The organism is Achromobacter sp. 2789STDY5608615, from assembly GCF_001298995.1.
Classification (GTDB): domain Bacteria; phylum Pseudomonadota; class Gammaproteobacteria; order Burkholderiales; family Burkholderiaceae_B; genus Achromobacter; species Achromobacter insuavis.
The window spans coordinates 259,923-279,913 of the sequence record NZ_CYTY01000003.1 but is presented as its reverse complement, the minus strand read 5'-3'; the positions used below and the strand labels follow the sequence as shown (position 1 = coordinate 279,913).

Here is a 19,991-nt window from a genome sequence, read left to right as displayed (position 1 = left end):
GGCCGTGGTCATCAGGCGCTGGTTGGCGCCGATCAGCGCGGTGGGGTTTTCGCGCCACAGCGCCGAGAACATCTTCTTGTACGGCGTGTCGACCGAGATGGCGGCCTCGTAGTAGTAGTTGCGGAATCCCAGCGAGGCCGCTTCGCGCAGGATGGTGAAGCCGTTCCGGCGCAGCCACGGATCGGCCGAGATCAGCCCGTGCAGGTATTCGTTGATGGCCGGGGTGCCGGACATGTAGTAGGGCGACAGCCCGCGCATGAAGCCCATGTTCAGGATCGACAGCGAGGTCTTGACGTAGTGCTTGCCGGGCTGGCTGATGTTGTAGAAGGTGCGGATCGACTGCTGCGCCAGGTAGTCGTCATCGCCATAACCCAGGCACACGATCTTGCGCGTGGCCACATAGGGGGCGAAGGCCAGCGACAGCTTGTTGAACCATTGCCACGGATGCGAGGGCATGAGGAAGTAGTCGGCCGGATCCAGGCCCTGGTCGCGCAGCGTCTGGGTGTGGCGGGCGACGGTATCGGCGCCCAGCTCGTCGCGCAGCAGGCTGTCGTAGTCCATGGTGGACAGGCACGCGAAGTGGGCGTTGTCCTTGTGCACCGCCAGCCACATGACGCGGATCGGGCTGGCGCATTCCGGCGCGTAGGCGTGGTAGTCCTCGGCGTCGAAGCCCAGGCGGCCGTTGTTGGCGACGAAGCTGGGGTGGCCTTCGATCATCGACGTCTCGATGGTCTGGTAGTCGGCCCGCGCCAGCTCGGCGGCCGGGGGCGCGGCGCGGGTGTGCTTGTAGGCGCTGCCGTGCAGCGTGCTGGTGATCTCGTCCAGGTAGATCGGCAGGCGGTCCTCGGGCATGCCGAGCTTGTCGCGGATCTCGATGACGAACTGCAGCGCGTCCAGCGGCGCGGGCGTGCCGGCCATGGTCTTGCTGATGGACTCGGGCGGGATGCGCCAGTGGCGCATGGCCATCAGCTGCGCGTCGAACCGGTATTCGGCGTGGCCGTCGGCCAGCACCAGGCGGTAGCGGTCGAAGCCGGGCGCCTCGGCCGGGCCCAGGCGCTCGGGTTCCAGCAACCATTCATGGGCGTATTCCGAGATGGCCTTCTTCACCAGCAGGCGGTTCACTTTCTCCCAGACCTCGGGGGCGAGGTGGCTGGCGATCTGGGCGGGGTGGGGCTGGGTGCTCATAGGGATGACTCCTGGAGTTGGGCCTGTTCAAACTGCTGCCGGGTGCAGAAGGCGATGCTGGCGGTCTTCTCGCGAAAACGCGCCTGGCCGGCGTAGACAAAACCCATGGCCAGGTTGAGCGCATGGATCTTGCGGTTGTTGCTGTCGGGTTCCACCACTACGCGGCGGGCCTGGAGGCGCTCGAACATGAAGCGCATCACGAAGGCGAGCACGTTGCGGCTGAAATTCGGGATGCGCACCCGCGGCGGGCCGATGAAGATGTGCATGCCCAGGTCGCCGGGCCGCACCTGATAGTGCTCGCCGACCTGGTCGTAGGCAGGGTCGTAGCATTCCACCAGGAACGCCGGGCGGCCGTCGTGGCTGCCGAGCCAGGCGCCGGCGTGGCCGCTGTCGGCCAGCGCTTCATAGAACTCGCGCACCTGCGCGTCGGTGAAGGTCTGCATCGACCAGAAATGGGCGTAGTCCATCGCGAACCACTGGCGCAGCAGCGCGGCGTCGGTGGCCGGATCGAGCGGGCGCAGCGCCAGGCCGTGGCCCTCGTCATAGTGGTTGCGCGCGTGGCGGTCGATCTCGCCCAGGAAGGCGGCGGTCATGGTGATCATGGCGGCTCCTCGTGCGGTCGCGGGTCAGACCGTGGCGGCTCGATGGCCGTCCAGCATGGGCATCAGTTCCGGCGCCACGCCGCCGCGGCACGCCGCCACCGCCGGCTGCGGCGCGCGATGGCCGAGCACGCCGCTGGCGGGCGGACGGAAATCCTGCAGCGCGGTGCGCGGCTCGATCGCATAGTGTTCATGGCCGGTCAGCTCGCGCAGGATCTGCGAGTTGCGGTAGCAGCAGAAACCCAGGTCGGGATTGGTCACGCCATGGCTGAGCAGGCCGCTGTTCTGCACGAAGATCTCGTTGCCGCCGTGGTCGATGGTGTAGTTGCGCGCGATGCGGTAGCCGCCGTCCTCGGCCCAGGCGATGCGGTCGTTGATCGGGTTGACGCACGCGGGGATGCTGCGGGTGTAGCCGGTGGCCAGCACCAGGCCGTCGGCGGCGTGCGAGAACGCCTGGCCGGTGTCGACGTGGCGGAACTCCAGGTGGTAGCGTGCAGCGTGGCGGTCGTAGCGGCTGGCGCGCAGTTCGGCGTTGGTGAGCAGCGTGTAGCGGCGGTCGCCGTTGTGGATCCTCTCGTCCAGCAGGTCGTAGATCTGGTTGATGAGCGAGGCGTTGATGCCCTTGTACAGGCTGCTCTGTTCGGCCAGGATCTGGCGGCGGCGCGCTTCGGGCAGGTCGTAGAAGTAGTTGGTGTAGTCCGGCGAAATCAGTTCCAGCGTGAGCTTGGTGTTCTCCATCTGGAAAAAGCGCGGCGAGCGCGTGATCCAGGTGAGGCTGTAGTCGTGCTCGTCGCTGTCGCGCAGCAGGTCGTGGAAGACCTCGGCCGCGCTCTGGCCGCTGCCGACGATGGTGACCGACTGCCGGCGCTGCAACGCCTCCTTGTGGCGCAGGTACTCGGCGCTGTGCACATAGGGCGCCTCGCGCCGGTCGCAGCAGGCCGGCAGCACCGGTTGCGAGCCCAGGCCCAGCACCAGCTTGCGGCAGCGGACCATGAAGCGCTCGCCATTGATGCTGTGCTGGCCGGTGACCAGGTAGGTGTCGCTCTCGGGATCGTGCAGCACGCTCTGCACGTCGCTGTTGAAGCGCAGGTTGGGCAGGCGCGCGGCGACCCATTTGCAATAGCGGTTGTATTCGGCGCGCGTCAGGTAGTGGTTCTCGCGCATGTAGTACGAGTAGATGCGGCCGGTCTGTTTGCAGTAGTTCAGGTAGCTGTATTCGCTGCGCGGATCGGCCAGGCTGACCAGGTCCGCGAGGAACGGATTCTGCAGCGTGGACGCCTCGATCAGCATGCCGGGATGCCAGTCGAAGCCGGGCTTCTTGTCCAGGAACAGGGCGCGCACGCCAGGCAGCGGGGCCGACAGGCAGGCAAGGCTGAGGTTGAAGGGGCCTAGGCCGATCGCGACGAAGTCATAGATTTCACGGTTCATGATGCTGACGCCTTTTGCTGAGTCTGCGTTTCACAGGCGGCGCCCGGTCGGGGCGCCGCGGGACAGGGCCGGCCGTGGCGCCTAATCAGGCGGCACGGGACACGACGAGCGGGCCTGCCCATCCGTCCACCGCATCAACAAAGGATTTCCAGCGCCGGTATTGCACGAATCAAACATCTGAGTAGGTATGATTTTCATTTGCAATATAGACACTCTAGCAAATGGTTTTTTGGCGTGATGCGTTGCCAAAGCCAAGCAGGCGGCGACCATATGCAGGGTGGCGAAGCGCATAGGGACATGGCCGCCGCGCATAAGCTCATGCGGCGCGCCTGCCCGCGCCATGCCGGCGGGTTATGCTTGCCGCCATGTCAGATAAACCTCCTGTGCTCAGGCTGCGCGGCGTCTACAGCGAACGCCTGTCGCCCGTCAGCCTCGATCTCGCGGCGGGCGAGTGCGCCGCCATCACCGGCCCCTCGGGCTCGGGCAAATCCCTGCTGTTGCGCCAGGTAGCCGACCTGGATCCCGGCCATGGCGAAGTCGAACTGGACAGCGCGCCGCGCTCGGGCATGCGCGGCCATGCATGGCGCCGCCAGGTGATCTACTGTCAGGCCGAGGCCGGCTGGTGGGATGACCACGTCGCGCCGCATTACACCGATGCGGCCCGCGCGGCCGAGCTGTTCCAGCGGCTGGGCCTGGCGCCCGGGAAAATGGACGCGCTGGTGCAGGAGCTCTCCACCGGCGAGCGCCAGCGCGCCGCCTTGGCGCGCGCCCTGGCGCTGGCGCCGCGGGCCCTGCTGCTGGACGAACCCACCGCGGCGCTCGATCCCGAGGCCACCGCGCGGGTCGAGACCGAGCTGCGTCGCTACCTCGACGGCGGCGCCGCCATCCTGATGGTGACGCACAATCCCGAGCAGGCGCGGCGCATGGCGCGGCGCGGCTGGCGCATGGAGCAGGGCAGGCTGGAGCCGCAATGGACGTGATCAAACTGCAGGCGCTGGACCTGGTCATCGCCTCGCTGCTGGTGCTGCTGTCGGCCGGCATCTCATTCGCGCTGCGGCTGAACCTGCAGCGCCAGGTGCTGTGGGCGGCATTGCGCACCGTGGTGCAGCTGCTGCTGGTCGGCCACATCCTGCGCATCGTGTTCGCGCACGCGGCGCCGTGGCTGACCGCGCTGGTGGTCGCCGTGATGATGGCACTGGCGGCGCGCGAGGTCGCGGCCCGGCCCAAGGCCCGGCTGGCGCGCCGTGGCAACGGCCAGGTGGGCGCGATGGCGGTGGTGGCCACCACGGTGGTGACCGCGCTGTTCATCCTCAGCACGGCGTTGCGGCCCGAGCCCTGGTACGACCCGCGCTATACCATCGCGTTGGTCGGCATCGTGCTGGGCAGCGTGCTGAACGCGGCCAGCCTGGCGCTGGACGGCGTGCTGTCGGGGGTGCGGCGCGACCGGCTCGCGATCGAGGCGCGCCTGTCGCTGGGCGCCACCGCGCACCAGGCCTTCGCCTCGCTGCTGCGCGAATCGGTGCGGCGCGGCATCGTGCCCAGCATCAACCAGATGTCGGCGGCCGGCATCATCACGCTGCCCGGCATCATGACCGGCCAGATCATCGCCGGCATGGATCCGATCGACGCGGCCAAGTACCAGATCCTGCTGATGTTCCTGCTGTGCGGCGCCAGCGGCATGGCCGCCATGGGCGCGGCCTACGGCGCCATGCGGCGGCTCACCGACGAGCGCGGCCGCCTGCGGCTGGACCGGCTGCTGTCCGAGCGCTAGCCGGCGCGCGCGTCCGCGGGCCGGCGCCAGCGCGGCCGAAGCGGCAAAATTTGATGAAATATCGACGGGGCCCGCGGCATACTCGGCGTTTTCATACGCAGGCCGGCCGCGCCGGCCGCCGCAACAAGGACCGGATCCGCATGAGTATTACCGAGCTGTTCTCGTGGCTGACCAGCGAGCAGGGCCTGATGGCGCTGCTGGCGCAGAACTGGGTGCTGGGCACCTGCATCATCGCCGCCATCGTGTTCATCGAGACCGGACTGGTGGTGATGCCGTTCCTGCCGGGCGACTCGCTGCTGTTCGCCGCCGGCGCCTTCCTGGGCCTGGCCGGCATCGATCCCATGATTTCATTGGCGGCGATCACCTTTGCCGCCATCGCTGGCGACGCGCTCAATTACGCCATCGCTTCGTCGCGCTGGGGGCAAAAACTGGCGCACAGCCGCTGGGTCAAGCCGGACCACCTGGAGCGCGCGCGCGACTATTTCGCCCGCTATGGCGCCATGACCATCACGGTGGCGCGCTTCGTGCCGATCGTGCGCACGCTGGCGCCGTTCGTGGCCGGGCTGTCGCAGATGCCGCGCCGCACCTTCTTCATCTACAACGTGGTCGGCGCCATCCTCTGGTGCGGCTCGATGCTGCTGGCGGGCTACTGGCTCGGCTCGATCGCCTGGGTGCGCGCCAATCTGCACTGGGTGTCGGTCATCATCATCGGCCTGTCGCTGATTCCGGTGGCGCTGCAGTGGCTGCAGATCCGCCGGGCGCGCAGGGTGTCGCAGGCCTGAGCGGCCCGGCATAAAACGCGGGCCAAAGAAAAAGCCGGCGGTTCCTTGCGGAACCGCCGGCTTTTTTGCGCCACCGGGCCAGGCGGCCCGGGGCGGGGGGGCTTAGCCGATGTTGGCCAGCACCTGGTTCAGCGTGGCGCTGGGGCGCATGGCGCGGCTGGCCTTGTCTTCGTTCGGCTGGTAGTAGCCGCCGATGTCGACCGGCTTGCCCTGGGCGGCCTTGAGCTCTTCCAGGATCTTGGCTTCGCCTTGGACGAAGGCGGCCGCGGCCGGGGCGAACAGCGCGGCGAGCGCGCGGTCGTCGGTCTGCTCGGCCAGGGCCTGGGCCCAGTACGTCGCCAGGTAGAAGTGGCTGCCGCGGTTGTCCAGGCCGCCGACCTTGCGGTCGGGCGACTTGTTTTCGTCCAGGAACTTGGCGGTGGCCAGGTCCAGCGTCTTGCCCAGCACCAGGGCGCGGGCGTTGTCGTAGGCGCGGCCCAGGTGATCCAGCGAAGCGGCCAGGGCCATGAACTCGCCCAGCGAGTCCCAGCGCAGGAAGCCTTCTTCCAGGAACTGCTGCACGTGCTTGGGCGCCGAACCGCCGGCGCCGGTTTCGAACAGGCCGCCACCGGCGACCAGCGGCACGATCGACAGCATCTTGGCGCTGGTGCCCAGTTCCATGATGGGGAACAGGTCGGTCAGGTAGTCACGCAGCACGTTGCCGGTCACCGAGATGGTGTCCAGGCCTTCGCGGATGCGCTTGAGCGAGAACTTGGTGGCCTCGACCGGGGGCAGGATGCGCAGATCCAGGCCGTTGGTGTCGTGGTCGTTCAGGTACTGCTTGACCTTGGCGATGACCTGGGCGTCGTGGGCGCGCTTTTCGTCGAGCCAGAACACGGCCGGCGTCTGGCTGACGCGGGCGCGGGTGACGGCCAGCTTGACCCAGTCCTGGATCGCGGCGTCCTTGGTCTGGCACATGCGCCAGAGGTCGCCGGCCTCGACGGCCTGCTCCAGCAGCACCTTGCCCGAGGCGTCGGTGACGCGCACGGTGCCGGCGGCGGGGATGACGAAGGTCTTGTTGTGCGAGCCGTATTCCTCGGCGGCCTGGGCCATCAGGCCGACGTTGGGCACGCTGCCCATCGTGACCGGATTGAAGGCGCCGTGCTGCTTGCAGTCGTCGATGACGGCCTGGTAGACGCCGGCGTAGCAACGATCGGGGATGACGGCCTTGGCGTCCTGCAGCTTGCCTTCGGCGTTCCACATCTTGCCCGAGTCGCGGATCATGGCGGGCATGGAGGCGTCGACGATGACGTCGCTCGGCACGTGCAGGTTGGTGATGCCCTTGTCGGAGTTCACCATGGCCAGCTGCGGCAGCGTCTTGTAGGCGGCGTCGATGTCGGCGGTGATCGCGGCCTGCTGGTCGGCGGGCAGCGACTGGATCTTGGCGTACAGGTCGCCGATGCCGTTGTTGGGATCGAAGCCGGCCTGCTTGAGGACGGCGGCGTGCTTGGCCAGCACGTCCTTGTAGAACACGGACACCACGTGGCCGAAGATGACGGGGTCGGAGACCTTCATCATGGTGGCCTTCAGGTGCACCGAGAACAGCACGCCCTGGGCGCGCGCGTCGTCGATCTGGGCCTGCAGGAAGGTCTTGAGCTTGGCGGTCGACAGCACGGCGGCGTCGATGATCTCGCCGGCCTTGACCGGGGTCTTTTCCTTCAGGACGGTCTTGGCGCCATCGGCGGCGGTCAGTTCGATCTTGACGTCGCCGGCGTCGGCGATCAGGGCCGACTTTTCGGTGCCGTAGAAGTCGCCGCTGTCCATGTGCGCCACGTGCGACTTGGAGTCAGCCGTCCAGGCGCCCATCTTGTGCGGGTGCTTGCGGGCGTAGTTCTTGACCGACAGCGGGGCGCGGCGGTCGGAGTTGCCTTCGCGCAGCACGGGGTTGACGGCGCTGCCCTTGACCTTGTCGTAGCGCGCCTTGACGTCGCGCTCGGTGTCGTTGGCCGGGGCGTCCGGGTAGTCGGGCAGCTTGTAGCCTTGTTCCTGCAGTTCCTTGATGGCGGCCTTCAGCTGCGGCATCGAGGCGCTGATGTTCGGCAGCTTGATGATGTTGGCTTCGGGTTGCACCGCCAGGGCGCCCAGCTCGGCCAGGGCGTCGCCCAGCTTCTGGCTGTCATCCAGGTAGTCGGGGAACAGGGCGATGATGCGGCCCGCCAGGGAGATGTCGCGGGTCTCGACCGTGATGCCAGCGGACTTCGCGAAGGTCTGGACGATCGGCAGCAGGGAACGGGTTGCAAGCGCCGGAGCTTCGTCGGTGAGGGTATAGATAATCTTCGGAGTAAGAGACATGATCCTTGAATCTGTTCGGCGGTGGCGCTAGGCGCAAACCCGAACATGCTATGCGGCGTCAGCCGGTAGATGTTGTCGAGAGTGGGTTCGTATGGGCAGACCCGGGCCAGGCCCCGATCGGCTCAACATGGCGCCGCCCGTCCTTTATTGCTGGTCCAATTGCCCGACCGCCTGGAAAGTGCGAGTGCCACGAACCGAACATTGTAATACTGTGGCCCGCCTGGCGGGCGCGGAAATGGGCGCCAATCGTCCGCGGGCCGTGCGTTTGGCGCCGAAAAACCGGATTTTTCCCCCAGGAATGGCGCCAAATCGGCGCAACCTGCTGGTATCGGCCTGCAAGTATTGGCTAATATTCGGCAACTTCCCGCGCCGCCTGGCGGGCGGGAAAGCGCGGGGCGCCGGATGACGATGGGCGTTGTACAGCCCCGGCGTGGAGGGATGCATGCGGTTTGGCAATCTGTTGTTCGATCCGAAGTTTCGCTACGCCAGCCGTACCGATGGCAAGACGATCCATTTCACGCCGGTCGAGAGCGCGGCCCTGTCGCTGCTCACCGGACACGTTGGCCAGATCCTGCCGCGCCAGCGCCTGCTGGACGCGACCCAGCGCGGTGACGCCGAAGCGCTCGAGCGCAGCGTGGACCTGCTCATCAACCGCCTGCGCGGCAAGCTTGGCGATTCGGCCCGCGCGCCGCGCTTCATCGCCACCAGCTATGGCGAGGGCTACAGCTGGGTCGCCGCGCGCGAGGCGGGGCCGGGCGGCGACGTCTACGTCGCCATCGGCCCGGCGGCCGGCCCCCGAGGCCCTGCGCGCCGAGCCGCGCGTGCGGGCCTTCCTGACCGATCTGGCCGGCGCCCTGCGGGCGCGGCTGCCGAGCGAGCGCGGCGTCAGCCTGTTGTCGCTGGCGGCCGCCAACGAAGCCGGCGCGCCGTTCCGTGTCGAGGTCGGGCTGCGCCAGGACGACGCCGGGGTGCATTGCGCCGTGGTGCTGCGCGAAGCCGCCAGCGGCGCCGCGCTGCGCGCCGAGCGCTGGACCATCGCGCCGACCGACGAGGCCGAGGTCGGCCGCACCGCCGCCGCGACGTTCGCCGCCGCCATCAAGAGCGAGATCTGGCGCAACCTGGCGCGCGCCCGGGGCGGCGTGGCCGGCCCCACCGACGAACCGATCGAGCTGCGCCTGCATCGCGCCGCCGTGCTCCTGTCGCGCACTCCGCAGAGCTGGCTCGAATCGGAGGCCGAGCTCAGCAAGCTGCGCGCCGAGCAGCCCGAGGATCCGCAGACGGCGCTGATGTGGGCTTCGCACCTGTATTCCCGGCTGGTGCTGGACCTGTCGGCCGATCCGGCCGCGCTGGAGCCGCAGATCGAGGCGCTGGTGTTCCAGGCGCTGCCGCACGTGCGCGACAACCCGATGCTGGCGCTGGCGGCCGCCAAGCTGCTGTGCTTCGTCAGCCACGGGCATCTGGAACTGGCCGAGGCGCTGGCCGAGGAGGCCTTCGCCCGCAGCACCGCGTTCGCGTCGGCCTTCGCGGTGCTGGGCCAGCTGCGGCTGAACCGCGGGCGCCTGCGGGAGGCCATCGATTACTTCGACCAGGGCATCGAGCTGGCCGAGGCCGGCTCGGAGTTCCAGGTGTTCCTGATGGTGCTCAAGTGCACCACGCTGCTGGCGCTGGACGACCGCCAGGCCTGCCTGACGGCCTGCGAGACGCTGTACCGGACCAAGCCCCTGACGCGGGCGCAGATGGGGCTGTTCCTGTCCTCGCCCGACGAGGTGCTGCCGGACGACCTGCGCCAGATCCTGCTGACGCTGGACGCGGGCCTGCTGCGCCGGCTGCTGGCGCACTTCGAATACCTGTTCGTGCGGCGGGTGCCGGACGCGGCCGGCAGGAAGAACATGTTCCGCGGCGTGCTGGCGCAGCTGGCGAAGCACCGGCCGATCGATGACTTGCCGCCGCAGGTGGGCGCCTATCTGTAGGCCCCCGGTGCAGGCGCCCTGTGCGGGCACCTCCCAAGCCCGCATCCGTGCAGGCCGGCCGCAAGCGCGCCGGAAAGGCCGATTTGACAAACGGCCGCGCATGCGGGAAGCTACGGCCCATGACTTCCCGCGCCGTCCGCATTTCGCTGATTATTACCATCATTCCTGGAATGGTGGGTTAACGCGCGACCGCAGTCAGTCAAACAAACCCGCCCCACGAGGCGGGTTTTTTGTTGCCGCCTCTGCCGGGCCCAGCCCCCACGCCGCAGAGAGTTTTCATGCAACAACCGCAAGCCGCCACCGCCAAGACGTCCGAGACCGACCCCTTCACTCCGGGCCATGCCGCGCCCATGGAATACCTGCGCCAGATCCTGACGGCGCGGGTCTATGACATCGCCCGCGAGACCGAACTGGACCTGGCCCAGGGCCTGTCGCGCCGCCTGGGCAACCGCGTGCACCTCAAGCGCGAGGACAACCAGCCGGTGTTCTCGTTCAAGGTGCGCGGCGCCTACAACAAGATGCGCAACACGCCGCAGGCGGCGCTGGAACGCGGCGTCATCACGGCCTCGGCCGGCAACCACGCCCAGGGCGTGGCGATCTCCGCCGCCCGGCTCGGCGTGCGGGCCACCATCGTGGTGCCGCAGACCGCGCCGCAGGTGAAGGTGGACGCGGTGCGCGCCTTCGGCGGCCCGACGGTGCAGGTGGTGCTGGCGGGCGATTCCTACAGCGATGCCTATGCCTACGCGCAGACGCTGGCCCGCGACCAGGACCTGACCTTCATCCCGGCGTTCGACGATCCCTACGTCATCGCCGGCCAGGGCACGGTGGGCATGGAGATCCTGCGCCAGCACCCGGGGCGGCTGGACGCGGTGTTCGTGCCGATCGGCGGCGGCAGCTTGGCGGCGGGGGTGTCGGTGTACATGAAGGCGGTGGATCCGTCGGTCAAGGTGATCGGGGTGCAGACGGTCGATTCCAGCGCCATGGCGCAGTCGATCCAGGTGGGCGAGCGGGTCAGCCTGGCCGAGGTCGGGCTGTTCTCGGACGGCACGGCGGTCAAGCTGGTGGGCGAGGAGACCTTCCGCCTGTGCCGCCAGTATCTGGACGAGGTCATCCTGGTGGATACCGACGCGGTCTGCGCGGCGATCAAGGACGTGTTCCTGGACACCCGCAGCGTGCTGGAACCGGCGGGCGCGCTGGCGCTGGCCGGGCTCAAGCAGTACGTCGAGCGCGAAGGCGCGCAGGGCCAGTCGCTGGTGGCGATCACCTCGGGCGCCAACATGAATTTCGACCGCATGCGCTTCGTGGCGGACCGGGCCGAGGTGGGCGAGGCGCGCGAAGCCGTGTTCGCCGTGACGCTGCCCGAGGAACGCGGCAGCTTCCGCCGCTTCTGCGCCGTGATGGGCGCGCGCAGCGTGACCGAGTTCAACTACCGCATCGCCGACGCCAACACCGCCCGCATTTTCGTCAGCGTGCAGATCGCGCGCCGCGGCGAGGGCGCGGACATCATGCGCGGCCTGGAGCAGGAAGGCTTCGCGGTCAGCGACCTGAGCCACAACGAAGTCTCCAAGCAGCACATCCGCTACATGGTGGGCGGACGCTCGCCGCTGGCGGGCGGCGAACGGCTGTTCCGCTTCGAGTTCCCGGAGCGTCCGGGCGCGCTGATGAAGTTCCTGTCGGCGATGGCGCCGAACTGGAACATCAGCCTGTTCCACTACCGCAACCAGGGCGCGGACTTCAGCTCGGTGCTGGTGGGCATCCAGGCGCCGCTGGCGGACGACGCGGCGCTGGACCGCTTCCTGGCGCAGCTGGGCTACGCGCATTGGGAAGAGACGGCGAACGAGGCGTACCGGCAGTTTCTGATCTAGGCGGCGGCCAACCCCTGATGGGCCAGCTCATGATGGGCCAACCCGTCCACATGCACCTGGGGCTGGCCTTGCGGGCAGCGCTCCACGCGCGCCAGCACGCCATAGGCGCGGCGCAGCGTATCGGGCGTGACCACGTGCCGCGGCGGGCCTTCGGCCAGCAGGACGCCGCCGTGCAGCAGCAGCGCATGGTCGGCGTGGCGCAGCGCGATGTTCAGGTCGTGCAGCACCACCAGCGTGATGAGCCGGTGGCGGACGGTCTGGCGCCGCAGCACGTCCATGACATGGAACTGGTAGTTCAGGTCCAGCGCCGACAGCGGCTCGTCCAGCAGCAGCAGGCGCGGCCGCCGCACCAGCGCCTGCGCCAGCGAGGCCAGCTGCTTCTGGCCGCCGGACAGCTCGTCGAGGTAGCGGCTGGCGAGATGGCCGATGCCCAGTTCGGCCAGCACCTGCATGGCCTCGCGCATCAAGGCGTCGCCGCCCTGGCGCGCGCGGCCCGAGCGGGCCGCCACCAGCACCGACTCCAGCACGGTCATGTGCACGCCCTTGGGCAGGGCCTGGGGCATGTACATGGCGTGCTCGGCGCGGCGGGCCGGAGAGAGGCCGGCGAAATCCGCGCCGTCCAGCCGCAGGTCGCCGCCCAGCATGGGATTGAGCCCCGCCAGCGTCTTGAGCAGCGTCGATTTGCCGCTGCCGTTCGGTCCCAGCAGGGCCGTCAGCGTGCCTTCGGGCAGCGGCGCCGCCCGCAGGCCGCGCAGCACCGGGCGGTTGCCGTAGCCGGCGGTCAGCGAGCGGATCTCCAGCGAGGCCATGGCGTCAGGGCTGCAGCGCCAGCGTGCCGCGCATGTGCTGGGCGTGGGCCGGGAACGAGCAATAGAAGGTGTACGACTGGCCGGCGGCCAGGCGGCTGACCGGGAACGTGACGGTGGCGGTTTCGCCGCCGCCGAGCATCGGCGTCTTGGCCAGGATGCGGCCGTCGCCGGGCGCCAGGAAGTCGTGCGCCGCGCCGGCCTTGATGCCGTCGACCATGACCGCGTCGATGTCCTCGGTCTTGGTCAGCACCCAGTTGTGGCCGGCCTTTTCCTTGCTGTTCTTGCCGGTGTGGATGAGGCGCACCGTGAAGTCCTTGCAGGTCGCGGGCACCACGATGTGGTTGGGCGCGAACTTCTTGCCGGGCTGGCCTTCGACGTCGATGCTGCAGGCGGGATCGGCGGCGTGGGCGGCGCCGGTGGCCAGCAGGGCGACGAGGGCGAGCGGGTAACGGTATTGCATGGGGAGGCGTCTCCGGGGACAGGGAAAGGCGTCAGCCGCGCTTGAGGGCGCGGATGACGATGGTGAGAAAGAAGGGAATGCCGACCAGCGAGGTCACGATGCCGACCGGGATCAGGGCGCCGGGCAGCACGGTCTTGGAGGCGACCGAGGCCAGCGACAGGATCAGGGCGCCGGCCAGCGCGCTGCCGGGCAGGTAGTAGCGATGGTCCTCGCCCAGCAGCAGGCGGGCGATGTGCGGCGCCACCAGGCCGACGAAGCCGATGGTGCCGACGAACGACACCGCCAGCGCCGCCAGCGCGCTGACCCGCAGCAGGCTCACCAGGCGCAGGCGCTTGACGTCGATGCCGAAGCTGGCGGCGCGTTCCTCGCCCAGGCGCACTGCGGTGAGTTTCCAGGCGTCGCGCAACGAGAACGGCAGCGCCAGCGCCAGCGCGGCCGCCATCACGCCGACGGTGGTCCAGGTGGCGCGCGCCAGGCTGCCCATGGTCCAGAACACGATGCCTTGCAGCGCTTCCTCGCTGGCGATGAACTGCAGCAGCATGACCAGCGCCTGGAACGAATACACCAGGGCGATGCCGAACAGCACCACGCCCAGCGTCGAACCGCCGCGCCAGCGCGCCACGCGCTCCAGGATCAGCACCGACACCAGGGTGCTGGCGAAGGCCGACAGCGACACCACCATGCCGGGCGGCAGCGCCGGCACGTGCCAGTCCAGGGTGATGGCCAGCGAGGCGCCGAACGCGGCCGCGGCGGACACGCCCAGCGTATAGGGGCTGGCCAGCGGGTTGTCCAGCATGGTCTGCATCTCGGCGCCGCCCAGGCCCAGGGCCAGGCCCACCAGCAGCGCCATCAGGGCGTAGGGCAGGCGGAACTGCCAGACGATGACGCGGGTGCCGGCGTCGGCGGCGTCGGGGTGCAGCAGGGTGCGCAGCAGGTCGAGCGGCGCCAGGCCGGCCGGGCCGGTGGCGATGTCGGCCAGCAGGCTGATGGCGATGGCCACGGCCAGCGCCAGGGCCAGCGCCAGCCGCCGCCGGCGGGTGCGATGGTAGCGGGCGACGGGATCGTCCAGGACGCCGTCGGCGGCGAGGACGGTAGCGGAGGTCTGCATGATGGCGTGCCTGCTTGCCGTCAACGGGCCGCGGGTGCGGTCCAGTAGGTGCCGGCGCCGTCCACGTCGAGGAAGTCGCGGTACAGCGTGGCCAGCGTGGCGTCCGGGTCCAGCGCGGCGGCGCGTTCGGGGTACAGCCACTTGGCCATCGCTTCGATCGCCGCGACGTTGTAGGGCGAGTTGTAGAACGCGTGCCAGATGCCGAAGGCGCGGCCGCGCTTGACCGCGTCCAGGTCGCGGATGCCGTCGCGTTGCAGCACGGTGGACAGGCTGGCCGCGGAGACCTCGGCCGCGGCGCCGGGGCCGACCAGCAGGCCTGGGCGGCCGGGGTCGGAGCGGCTGCCGGTGGCGATGTAGACCTGCGGCTGGGCCTTGAGCAGGAACTCCATGCTGACGTCGCCGATCGCGCCCGGCAGCACCGGGGCGGCGACGTTGACGCCGCCGGCGGCTTCCAGCAGGTCGCCGAAACTGCCGTTGCCGGTGGTGTGGCAGCAGGCGGGCCAGACGCCGGCCAGCATCTCGACGAATGCGCGCGGACGCTCGGCCTGCGGCACCGGCTGCACCAGCTCGCGAACCTTGGCCAGGTGCGACTCATAGAAGGCGATGTAGCGCTCGGCCTGTGCCGGGCGGTCGAGCGCCTGGCCCAGGATGCGCAGGCTGGGCACGGTGTTCTTGACCGGATGCTGGCGGAAGTCGATGAACACGACCGGGATGCCGGCCTGCTGCAGCGACGCGATCATCGGGTTGTTGCGGCCCGGGCCATGGCCGCTCAGGCTGAAGATGGCCACGTCCGGCTTGAGCGAGACGATCTTCTCCGGGCTGACGCTGGCTTCCGAGGTGGTGCCGATCAGCGGCACGTCGGCCGCCTTGGGGAAGCGCTTGATCAGTTGTTGCCAGGAATAGGGATCCTGCTGCTTGAGTTCGCCCTGCCAGCCGACCACGCGCGCCACCGGGTCGGCGCGATCCAGCAGCGCCATGGCGAAGACGAAGCGGCCTTCGCCCAGCAGCACCCGCTGCGGATGATCGGGCACGGTGACGACGCGGCCGGCCAGGTCGGTCACCTGGCGGGCCTGGGCGCCGGGCAGGGCGCAGAGCAGGGCGGTGGCGGCCAGCGCCGCGCGGAACATGATTTTCAAACGCATGGGAGATCCCGATCCAGTGGCCACGACACGCCCCGCGGGCTTGCGGGTAACGCGAACCATTCCTATCGGCAGGCAGTCTCCGCCATCGGGGTTCAAGAATTCGTTAAGACGCTCGCCAGGCGGTGGCGGCCCCGCCGCGAAACGGTTCGCGTGCGTGGCCGGATCGCGGTCGCGCTTACAATCTGAGATTGATTTCCATTCCCGGCTCCGCCCCATGCGCGTTCTTGTCATCGAAGACGACCCCGATATCCTCGCCAACATCACGCACCACCTGACGCGCCGCGGCTACATCGTCGACTGCGCCGAGGACGGGCTGCGCGGCTACGCCATGGCGGCCGAGGGCGGCTTCGACCTGATCGTGCTGGACCTGATGCTGCCGCGGCTGGACGGCTATGACCTGTGCCGGCGGCTGCGCACCGAGGCCGGCTGCGATACCCCGGTCATCATGGTGACCGCGCGCGATACCCTGGACAACCGGTTGACGGGGTTCGACGCCGGCGCCGACGACTACCTGGTCAAACCGTTCGCCCTGGCTGAGCTGGCCGCGCGCGCCAAGGCGCTGCTGCACCGCGCCAGCGGCGCCGGCGCGGCGCGGGTGCTGCGGGTCGGCGACCTGACGCTGGATACCGGCACGCTGGCGCTGGCGCGCGGCGGGCAGGCGCTGCGGCTGCCGCCGTCGCCGCTGCAACTGCTGATGCTGCTGATGCGCGCCAGTCCCGCGGTGGTGCACCGCGGCCGGCTCGAAGAGGCGCTGTGGCGCGATTCGCCGCCGGACAGCGACAGCCTGCGCACCCATATCCACCAGATCCGCCAGGTGGTGGACAAGCCGTTCGCCACGCCGCTGCTGCACACCGTGCATGGCATCGGCTACCAGCTGCGGGCCGTTGACGATGCGTAGCGCGCGGCGCGGGCTGGCGCGCTATCTGGTGCGCACCTACCTGCTGCTGGCGCTGCTGGTCGGCGGCGTGCTGACCTGGGTCTCGATCTGGAGCGTGAACACGCTCGAAGTCCACCTGCAGCGCATCGACATGGGCATGGCGGTCGAGCGCGTCCGCAGCGACTTCCTGGCCGGCATCGACCCGGGCCGGCCGCACCGGTTCTTCCACGGCGATCCGGGCGGCGCGGCGTTTCCGCAATGGCTGCGCGGGCTGGCGCCGGGCTTCCACAAGATCGAGCGCGACGGCCGTGTCTGGCACGTGATGGTGGACGACAAGGACGGCCAGCGCTACATGCTGCTGCGCGACTACACCGAGTACGAACGCAACCAGTCCACTTCGCACTGGACCGTGGTCAGCGGCCTGGCCGGCGGCCTGGTGCTGGCGTTCGTGCTGGGCACGCTGGCGACCCGGCGCATGCTGCGTCCGCTGGCGCGGCTGGCGGCGCAGGTCACGGCGCGCGGCGCGCAGCCGCCCCAGACCCGCCTGGCGGCCGACTATCCGCCGGACGAGATCGGCCGGCTGGCGGACGCCTTCGACGCCACCTACAACCAGCTTGAACAGGCGTTGCGGCGCGAACAGCTGTTCACGGCCGACGTCGGCCATGAACTGCGCACGCCGCTGATGGTGATTTCCAGCTCCTGCGAGCTGCTGCTGGACGAGCCCGGCCTGGACGCCGACGGCAGCGCCCGCGTGCGGCGCATCGCCGCGGCCGCGGCCGACATGGGGGAGCGGCTCGACACCTACCTGATGCTGGCGCGCGGCCGCGATGCCGGCGACCAGTTCGCGCGCGACAGCGCCGGCGGCGCGGCGCGCGAACAGTTGGCGGCCTGGAGCGCGATGGCGCAACGGCGTGGCATGTCGCTGGTGCTCGAAGCGCCGGCGCAGGCGAGCATGGCGGGTCCAGGCGATGCGCCGGCTGCCGCCGGAGAGGCCGACGCGCCGCGTTATCCCGCGCCCTTGCTGCGCGCGCTGCTGTCCAACCTGATCCGCAACTCGCTGCAATACGCCGGCCCCGGCGCGCGGGTCACGATCAGCGCCGGCCCCGACTACCTGCAGGTGGCCGACGACGGCCCGGGCATCCCGCTGGAACGGCAGGAAGCCGTCTTCAGTCCGTTCGTGCGCGGCGCGCAGCCCGATGCCGGCAACCTGGGGCTGGGCCTGTCCCTGGTGCGGCGCATCTGCGAGCACCAGGGCTGGCGCGTCTCGCTGCGGTCGGCGCCAGGGCAGGGCAGCGTGTTCCGGGTGGACCTCAGAACGCCAGGTCGGCCGTGAAGGTCACGGTGCGGCCCGCGCCCGGCACGCCATAGAGCTGGAAGCCGTCGAGCGAGGCGCCGACGCGGCTGTAGTAGAACTTGTTGAACAGGTTCTCCACGTTCATGCCCAGGGTCAGCGACTTGTCGACGCGGTAGCGCGCGGCGACCGAGTGCAGCCAGTAGGACGGCGCCTTCTCGTCGTCGCGCACCCAGATGGGATGGGTGCCGGACGGGCCCGACACGGTGGAACTGTTGTTGTTCTTGCCGCCCACGTACTTGTTGTCGGTGTAGCGCCGCTTGCCCACGTATTGCGCGCCGTAGCTCAGCGACAGCTTGTCGGTGGCGGCATAGGTGGTCCACAGGTTGAACGTCAGGTCGGGCACGTTCTTGGCTTCCTCGCCGCTGTTGGCGCCCTTGGTGATGCGGCTCTTCATGGCGCTGACGCCGGCGAAGGCCGACCAGCGCGGGGTGATGTTGCCGGCCAGCCCCAGTTCGATGCCGTCGACCCGCTTGGCGGGCAGCGCGCGCACCACGTCGGTGGCGTCGTCGCCATACTCCCAGGAGTCGGACAGCTCGGTGCGGAACACCGCGCCGGTCAGCGACAGGTCGCCCTGGGCCAGGTCCCACTTGCCGCCCAGCTCGTAGGTCTTGGACACCGCCGGCTTGTAGCTGTCGCCGCCGGTGGCGCCGTAGATGTTGTTGTTGGTCGAGGCGCCCAGCGCGGATGGCTGCGCGGCCTGGCTGTAGGCGGCGTAGAGGCTGGCTTCGGGCGCCGGCTTGTAGGTCACGCCCAGGCGGCCGCTCCAGGCGCCGTCCTCGACCCGGTTGGTGCTGTGCTTGCCGGCGGAGCCGGTGACCTGCGTGACGCGGAACCGGTCATAGCGCAGCGCGCCCTGCAGCAGCCATTGCGGCGTCAGCGTCAGCGTGTCGCCCACGTACAGGCCGGTGTTGAAGACCTCGGCGCGGTTGCCGTCTGCGCCCTTGACCGTGTCGACCCCGCCCATGTCGACGCCGCCGTTGTTGCGCAGGTCGAAGGTCGGGTTGGTCGACGGCGCCTTGATGGTGCGTTCGTGGTCGCCGTAGGTCTCCTTGTAGAACTCCACGCCGGTCACCAGCTGGTGCTTGATGGCGCCGGTCTGGAAATCCAGGCTCAGGTTGGTCTGGTTGGCCAGGATGGTGTAGCGCTTGGAGGTGCCGAAGTCGTTGCCGCGCAGCTGGCCATAGGGGCTGGGGTTGTCCAGCGGCACATAGCCGCTGTACGAGGGGATGCCGTCAGCGCTGTTGACCAGCGGTCCGGCGCCGGCGTAGCCGTAGGAGGTGCGCGAGGTGCTGTTCAGGCGCGCCGGCGACAGCACGCCGATGCGGTCGGTCTGTTCCCAGCGGCTGATGTTGGACAGGCGCACGCGGTCGTTGAAATCGTGTTCCGCCTTCAGGGTGGCCTGGTCGGTGCGGGTCTGTTCGGTGTACAGCGACGGATCGCCGTACCAGGCGTTGCGCGACACGTTCGGCATGCGCTGGCCGCCGGTGCCGCGCTGGATCGGCACGCCGCCGTCGGGAATGTTGTTGCCTTCCTGGTGCAGGTAGTTCAGGGTGACGCGGGTGGGCGTGCCCAGCCCCATCGCCAGCGAGGCCGCCATGCCGGAGCGGTCGAACTCGGTCACGTCGCGCTCGGCCACGCCGTTGTGGTGGCGCATCAGATTGATGCGCAGCGCCGAGCTGTCGGTCAGTTCCTGGTTGAGGTCGGCCGTGATGCGGCGGTAGTGGTCGGTGCCCAGGCCGCCGGACGCCTTGTAGAACGAGCCCAGCCGGGCTTCCTTGCTGACCAGGTTGACGCTGCCGCCGACCGCGGAGACGCCGGACTCGATCGAGCCGGTGCCCTTGAAGACCTCGGCGCGCTCCAGGTTGAAGATGTCGGTGCGGCTGGACATGCCGGCGTCGCGGATGCCGTCCACGGTGATGCTCTGTTCCGCCGAGAAGCCGCGGATGGTGAACATGTCGCCCCAGCCCAGGTTGCCCTCGCCGGAGCTGAAGGTGATGCCGGGAACGTTGCGCAGCACGTCCTGCAGGCTCTGGGCCTGTTGTTCCTCCAGCACCTCGCGGGGCACCACGGTGATGCTCTGCGGGGTGTTCAGGAGCGGCTCGGCGAACTTGCCGGATTGCACCCGTTCCGCCTTGTAGGGCGCGGGGCTGTCGGCCTGCACCGTCACCGGCGCCAGCACCGTGGCGTTGTCGTTGGCGGGTTGCGCCTGCGCGCTGGCGGCGGCGCCAAGCGCCACGCCCAGGGTCTTGAGCGCCATCGCGCCGGGATGAGAGGGTTTGTACTGCGCCATCGTCGGGTTCCAGGAAAAGT

The 19,991-nt window shown here is 69.3% G+C and carries 16 protein-coding genes and 1 pseudogene; 8 read left to right on the top strand and 9 right to left on the bottom strand.

All coding sequences use genetic code 11. From position 1 onward, the window contains the following. The 3 genes from AOZ49_RS04310 to AOZ49_RS04300 all read right to left on the bottom strand — a co-directional run. On the bottom strand, positions 1–1,185 hold a 1,185-nt coding region (locus AOZ49_RS04310), incomplete at its 3' end, for an IucA/IucC family protein (protein ID WP_369815769.1). Then, entirely contained in the window at positions 1,182–1,787 is a 606-nt protein-coding gene (locus tag AOZ49_RS04305) for a GNAT family N-acetyltransferase (RefSeq protein WP_054474444.1), read from the bottom strand. The genes AOZ49_RS04305 and AOZ49_RS04310, both read right to left, overlap by 4 nt. Positions 1,788–1,811: 24 nt before the next feature. Next, on the bottom strand, positions 1,812–3,212 hold the full coding sequence (locus AOZ49_RS04300) for a lysine N(6)-hydroxylase/L-ornithine N(5)-oxygenase family protein (protein WP_054474443.1): 1,401 nt from the start codon (positions 3,210–3,212) through the stop codon (positions 1,812–1,814). A 365-nt stretch (positions 3,213–3,577) separates the two neighbouring features. On the opposite strand from AOZ49_RS04300, the gene AOZ49_RS04295 reads away from it, so the two are divergent. From AOZ49_RS04295 to AOZ49_RS04285, 3 genes are all read left to right on the top strand, one after another. Beyond that, a complete protein-coding gene (locus AOZ49_RS04295) occupies positions 3,578–4,192 on the top strand; it encodes an ABC transporter ATP-binding protein (protein ID WP_231690240.1) in 615 nt (204 codons plus the stop codon). After that, positions 4,183–4,983 carry an ABC transporter permease gene (gene fetB / locus AOZ49_RS04290; protein ID WP_054430507.1) on the top strand — a complete coding sequence of 267 codons (801 nt, stop codon included), beginning with the start codon at positions 4,183–4,185 and terminating at the stop codon, positions 4,981–4,983. Before AOZ49_RS04295 ends, fetB begins: the two co-directional genes overlap by 10 nt. Before the next feature lie 140 nt (positions 4,984–5,123). After that, positions 5,124–5,765 (top strand): VTT domain-containing protein, encoded by a 642-nt coding sequence (locus AOZ49_RS04285; protein ID WP_054430506.1) that lies wholly within the window; start codon positions 5,124–5,126, stop codon positions 5,763–5,765. A 102-nt stretch (positions 5,766–5,867) separates the two neighbouring features. Here AOZ49_RS04285 and AOZ49_RS04280 read toward each other — a convergent pair whose 3' ends face one another. Further along, positions 5,868–8,096, bottom strand: coding sequence for an NADP-dependent isocitrate dehydrogenase (locus AOZ49_RS04280; protein WP_054430505.1), 2,229 nt, complete (start codon positions 8,094–8,096; stop codon positions 5,868–5,870). A gap of 442 nt (positions 8,097–8,538) precedes the next feature. Between AOZ49_RS04280 and AOZ49_RS33320 the strand changes: the two are divergent. The 3 genes and pseudogenes from AOZ49_RS33320 to ilvA all read left to right on the top strand — a co-directional run. Beyond that, a pseudogene (locus tag AOZ49_RS33320) lies at positions 8,539–8,763 on the top strand (winged helix-turn-helix domain-containing protein); the annotation flags it as partial. Between the two features lie 154 nt (positions 8,764–8,917). Next, positions 8,918–10,066 carry a winged helix family transcriptional regulator gene (locus AOZ49_RS04275; protein WP_231690239.1) on the top strand — a complete coding sequence of 383 codons (1,149 nt, stop codon included), beginning with the start codon at positions 8,918–8,920 and terminating at the stop codon, positions 10,064–10,066. Positions 10,067–10,344: 278 nt separating this feature from the next. Then, positions 10,345–11,931: a threonine ammonia-lyase, biosynthetic gene (gene ilvA, locus AOZ49_RS04270; protein WP_082380311.1), complete on the top strand. Its 1,587-nt coding sequence runs from the start codon at positions 10,345–10,347 to the stop codon at positions 11,929–11,931. Here ilvA and AOZ49_RS04265 read toward each other — a convergent pair. Genes AOZ49_RS04265 through AOZ49_RS04250 form a run of 4 tightly spaced genes read right to left on the bottom strand, consistent with a single transcriptional unit; the run spans position 11,928 to position 15,450 of the window. Next, positions 11,928–12,740 (bottom strand): ABC transporter ATP-binding protein, encoded by an 813-nt coding sequence (locus tag AOZ49_RS04265; protein WP_054474442.1) that lies wholly within the window; start codon positions 12,738–12,740, stop codon positions 11,928–11,930. The genes ilvA and AOZ49_RS04265 overlap by 4 nt on opposite strands. A 4-nt stretch (positions 12,741–12,744) precedes the next feature. Further along, complete coding sequence (gene azu / locus AOZ49_RS04260) at positions 12,745–13,200, bottom strand: azurin (protein WP_054430502.1); 456 nt, start codon at positions 13,198–13,200, stop codon at positions 12,745–12,747. A 31-nt stretch (positions 13,201–13,231) separates the two neighbouring features. Continuing rightward, entirely contained in the window at positions 13,232–14,308 is a 1,077-nt protein-coding gene (locus AOZ49_RS04255; protein ID WP_054430501.1) for a FecCD family ABC transporter permease, read from the bottom strand. Positions 14,309–14,328: 20 nt separating this feature from the next. Further along, entirely contained in the window at positions 14,329–15,450 is a 1,122-nt protein-coding gene (locus AOZ49_RS04250) for an ABC transporter substrate-binding protein (protein ID WP_054474441.1), read from the bottom strand. 214 nt (positions 15,451–15,664) lie between these two features. On the opposite strand from AOZ49_RS04250, the gene AOZ49_RS04245 reads away from it, so the two are divergent. Together AOZ49_RS04245 and AOZ49_RS04240 are read left to right on the top strand one after the other, a co-directional pair. Continuing rightward, positions 15,665–16,348, top strand: coding sequence for a response regulator transcription factor (locus AOZ49_RS04245; protein WP_054430499.1), 684 nt, complete (start codon positions 15,665–15,667; stop codon positions 16,346–16,348). Next, positions 16,308–17,660, top strand: a complete 1,353-nt coding sequence (locus tag AOZ49_RS04240) for a sensor histidine kinase (RefSeq protein WP_231690238.1) — start codon at positions 16,308–16,310, stop codon at positions 17,658–17,660. The genes AOZ49_RS04245 and AOZ49_RS04240 overlap by 41 nt, the downstream gene beginning before the upstream one ends. Here AOZ49_RS04240 and AOZ49_RS04235 read toward each other — a convergent pair. After that, positions 17,638–19,971, bottom strand: coding sequence for a TonB-dependent receptor (locus AOZ49_RS04235; RefSeq protein ID WP_054474439.1), 2,334 nt, complete (start codon positions 19,969–19,971; stop codon positions 17,638–17,640). The two genes, AOZ49_RS04240 and AOZ49_RS04235, sit on opposite strands and share 23 nt — an antisense overlap. Positions 19,972–19,991: the final 20 nt, after the last annotated feature.

Bases quoted from the DNA above. Each gene is read 5' to 3' on its own strand.
- ilvA (WP_082380311.1), top strand. From the start codon at position 10,345: ATGCAACAACCGCAAGCCGCCACCGCCAAGACGTCCGAGACCGACCCC.
- AOZ49_RS04285 (WP_054430506.1), top strand. From the start codon at position 5,124: ATGAGTATTACCGAGCTGTTCTCGTGGCTGACCAGCGAGCAGGGCCTG.
- fetB (WP_054430507.1), top strand. From the start codon at position 4,183: ATGGACGTGATCAAACTGCAGGCGCTGGACCTGGTCATCGCCTCGCTG.
- azu (WP_054430502.1), bottom strand. From the start codon at position 13,200: ATGCAATACCGTTACCCGCTCGCCCTCGTCGCCCTGCTGGCCACCGGC.
- AOZ49_RS04250 (WP_054474441.1), bottom strand. From the start codon at position 15,450: ATGCGTTTGAAAATCATGTTCCGCGCGGCGCTGGCCGCCACCGCCCTG.
- AOZ49_RS04305 (WP_054474444.1), bottom strand. From the start codon at position 1,787: ATGATCACCATGACCGCCGCCTTCCTGGGCGAGATCGACCGCCACGCG.
- AOZ49_RS04300 (WP_054474443.1), bottom strand. From the start codon at position 3,212: ATGAACCGTGAAATCTATGACTTCGTCGCGATCGGCCTAGGCCCCTTC.
- AOZ49_RS04245 (WP_054430499.1), top strand. From the start codon at position 15,665: ATGCGCGTTCTTGTCATCGAAGACGACCCCGATATCCTCGCCAACATC.
- AOZ49_RS04240 (WP_231690238.1), top strand. From the start codon at position 16,308: ATGGCATCGGCTACCAGCTGCGGGCCGTTGACGATGCGTAGCGCGCGG.
- AOZ49_RS04265 (WP_054474442.1), bottom strand. From the start codon at position 12,740: ATGGCCTCGCTGGAGATCCGCTCGCTGACCGCCGGCTACGGCAACCGC.
- AOZ49_RS04295 (WP_231690240.1), top strand. From the start codon at position 3,578: ATGTCAGATAAACCTCCTGTGCTCAGGCTGCGCGGCGTCTACAGCGAA.
- AOZ49_RS04280 (WP_054430505.1), bottom strand. From the start codon at position 8,096: ATGTCTCTTACTCCGAAGATTATCTATACCCTCACCGACGAAGCTCCG.
- AOZ49_RS04255 (WP_054430501.1), bottom strand. From the start codon at position 14,308: ATGCAGACCTCCGCTACCGTCCTCGCCGCCGACGGCGTCCTGGACGAT.
- AOZ49_RS04235 (WP_054474439.1), bottom strand. From the start codon at position 19,971: ATGGCGCAGTACAAACCCTCTCATCCCGGCGCGATGGCGCTCAAGACC.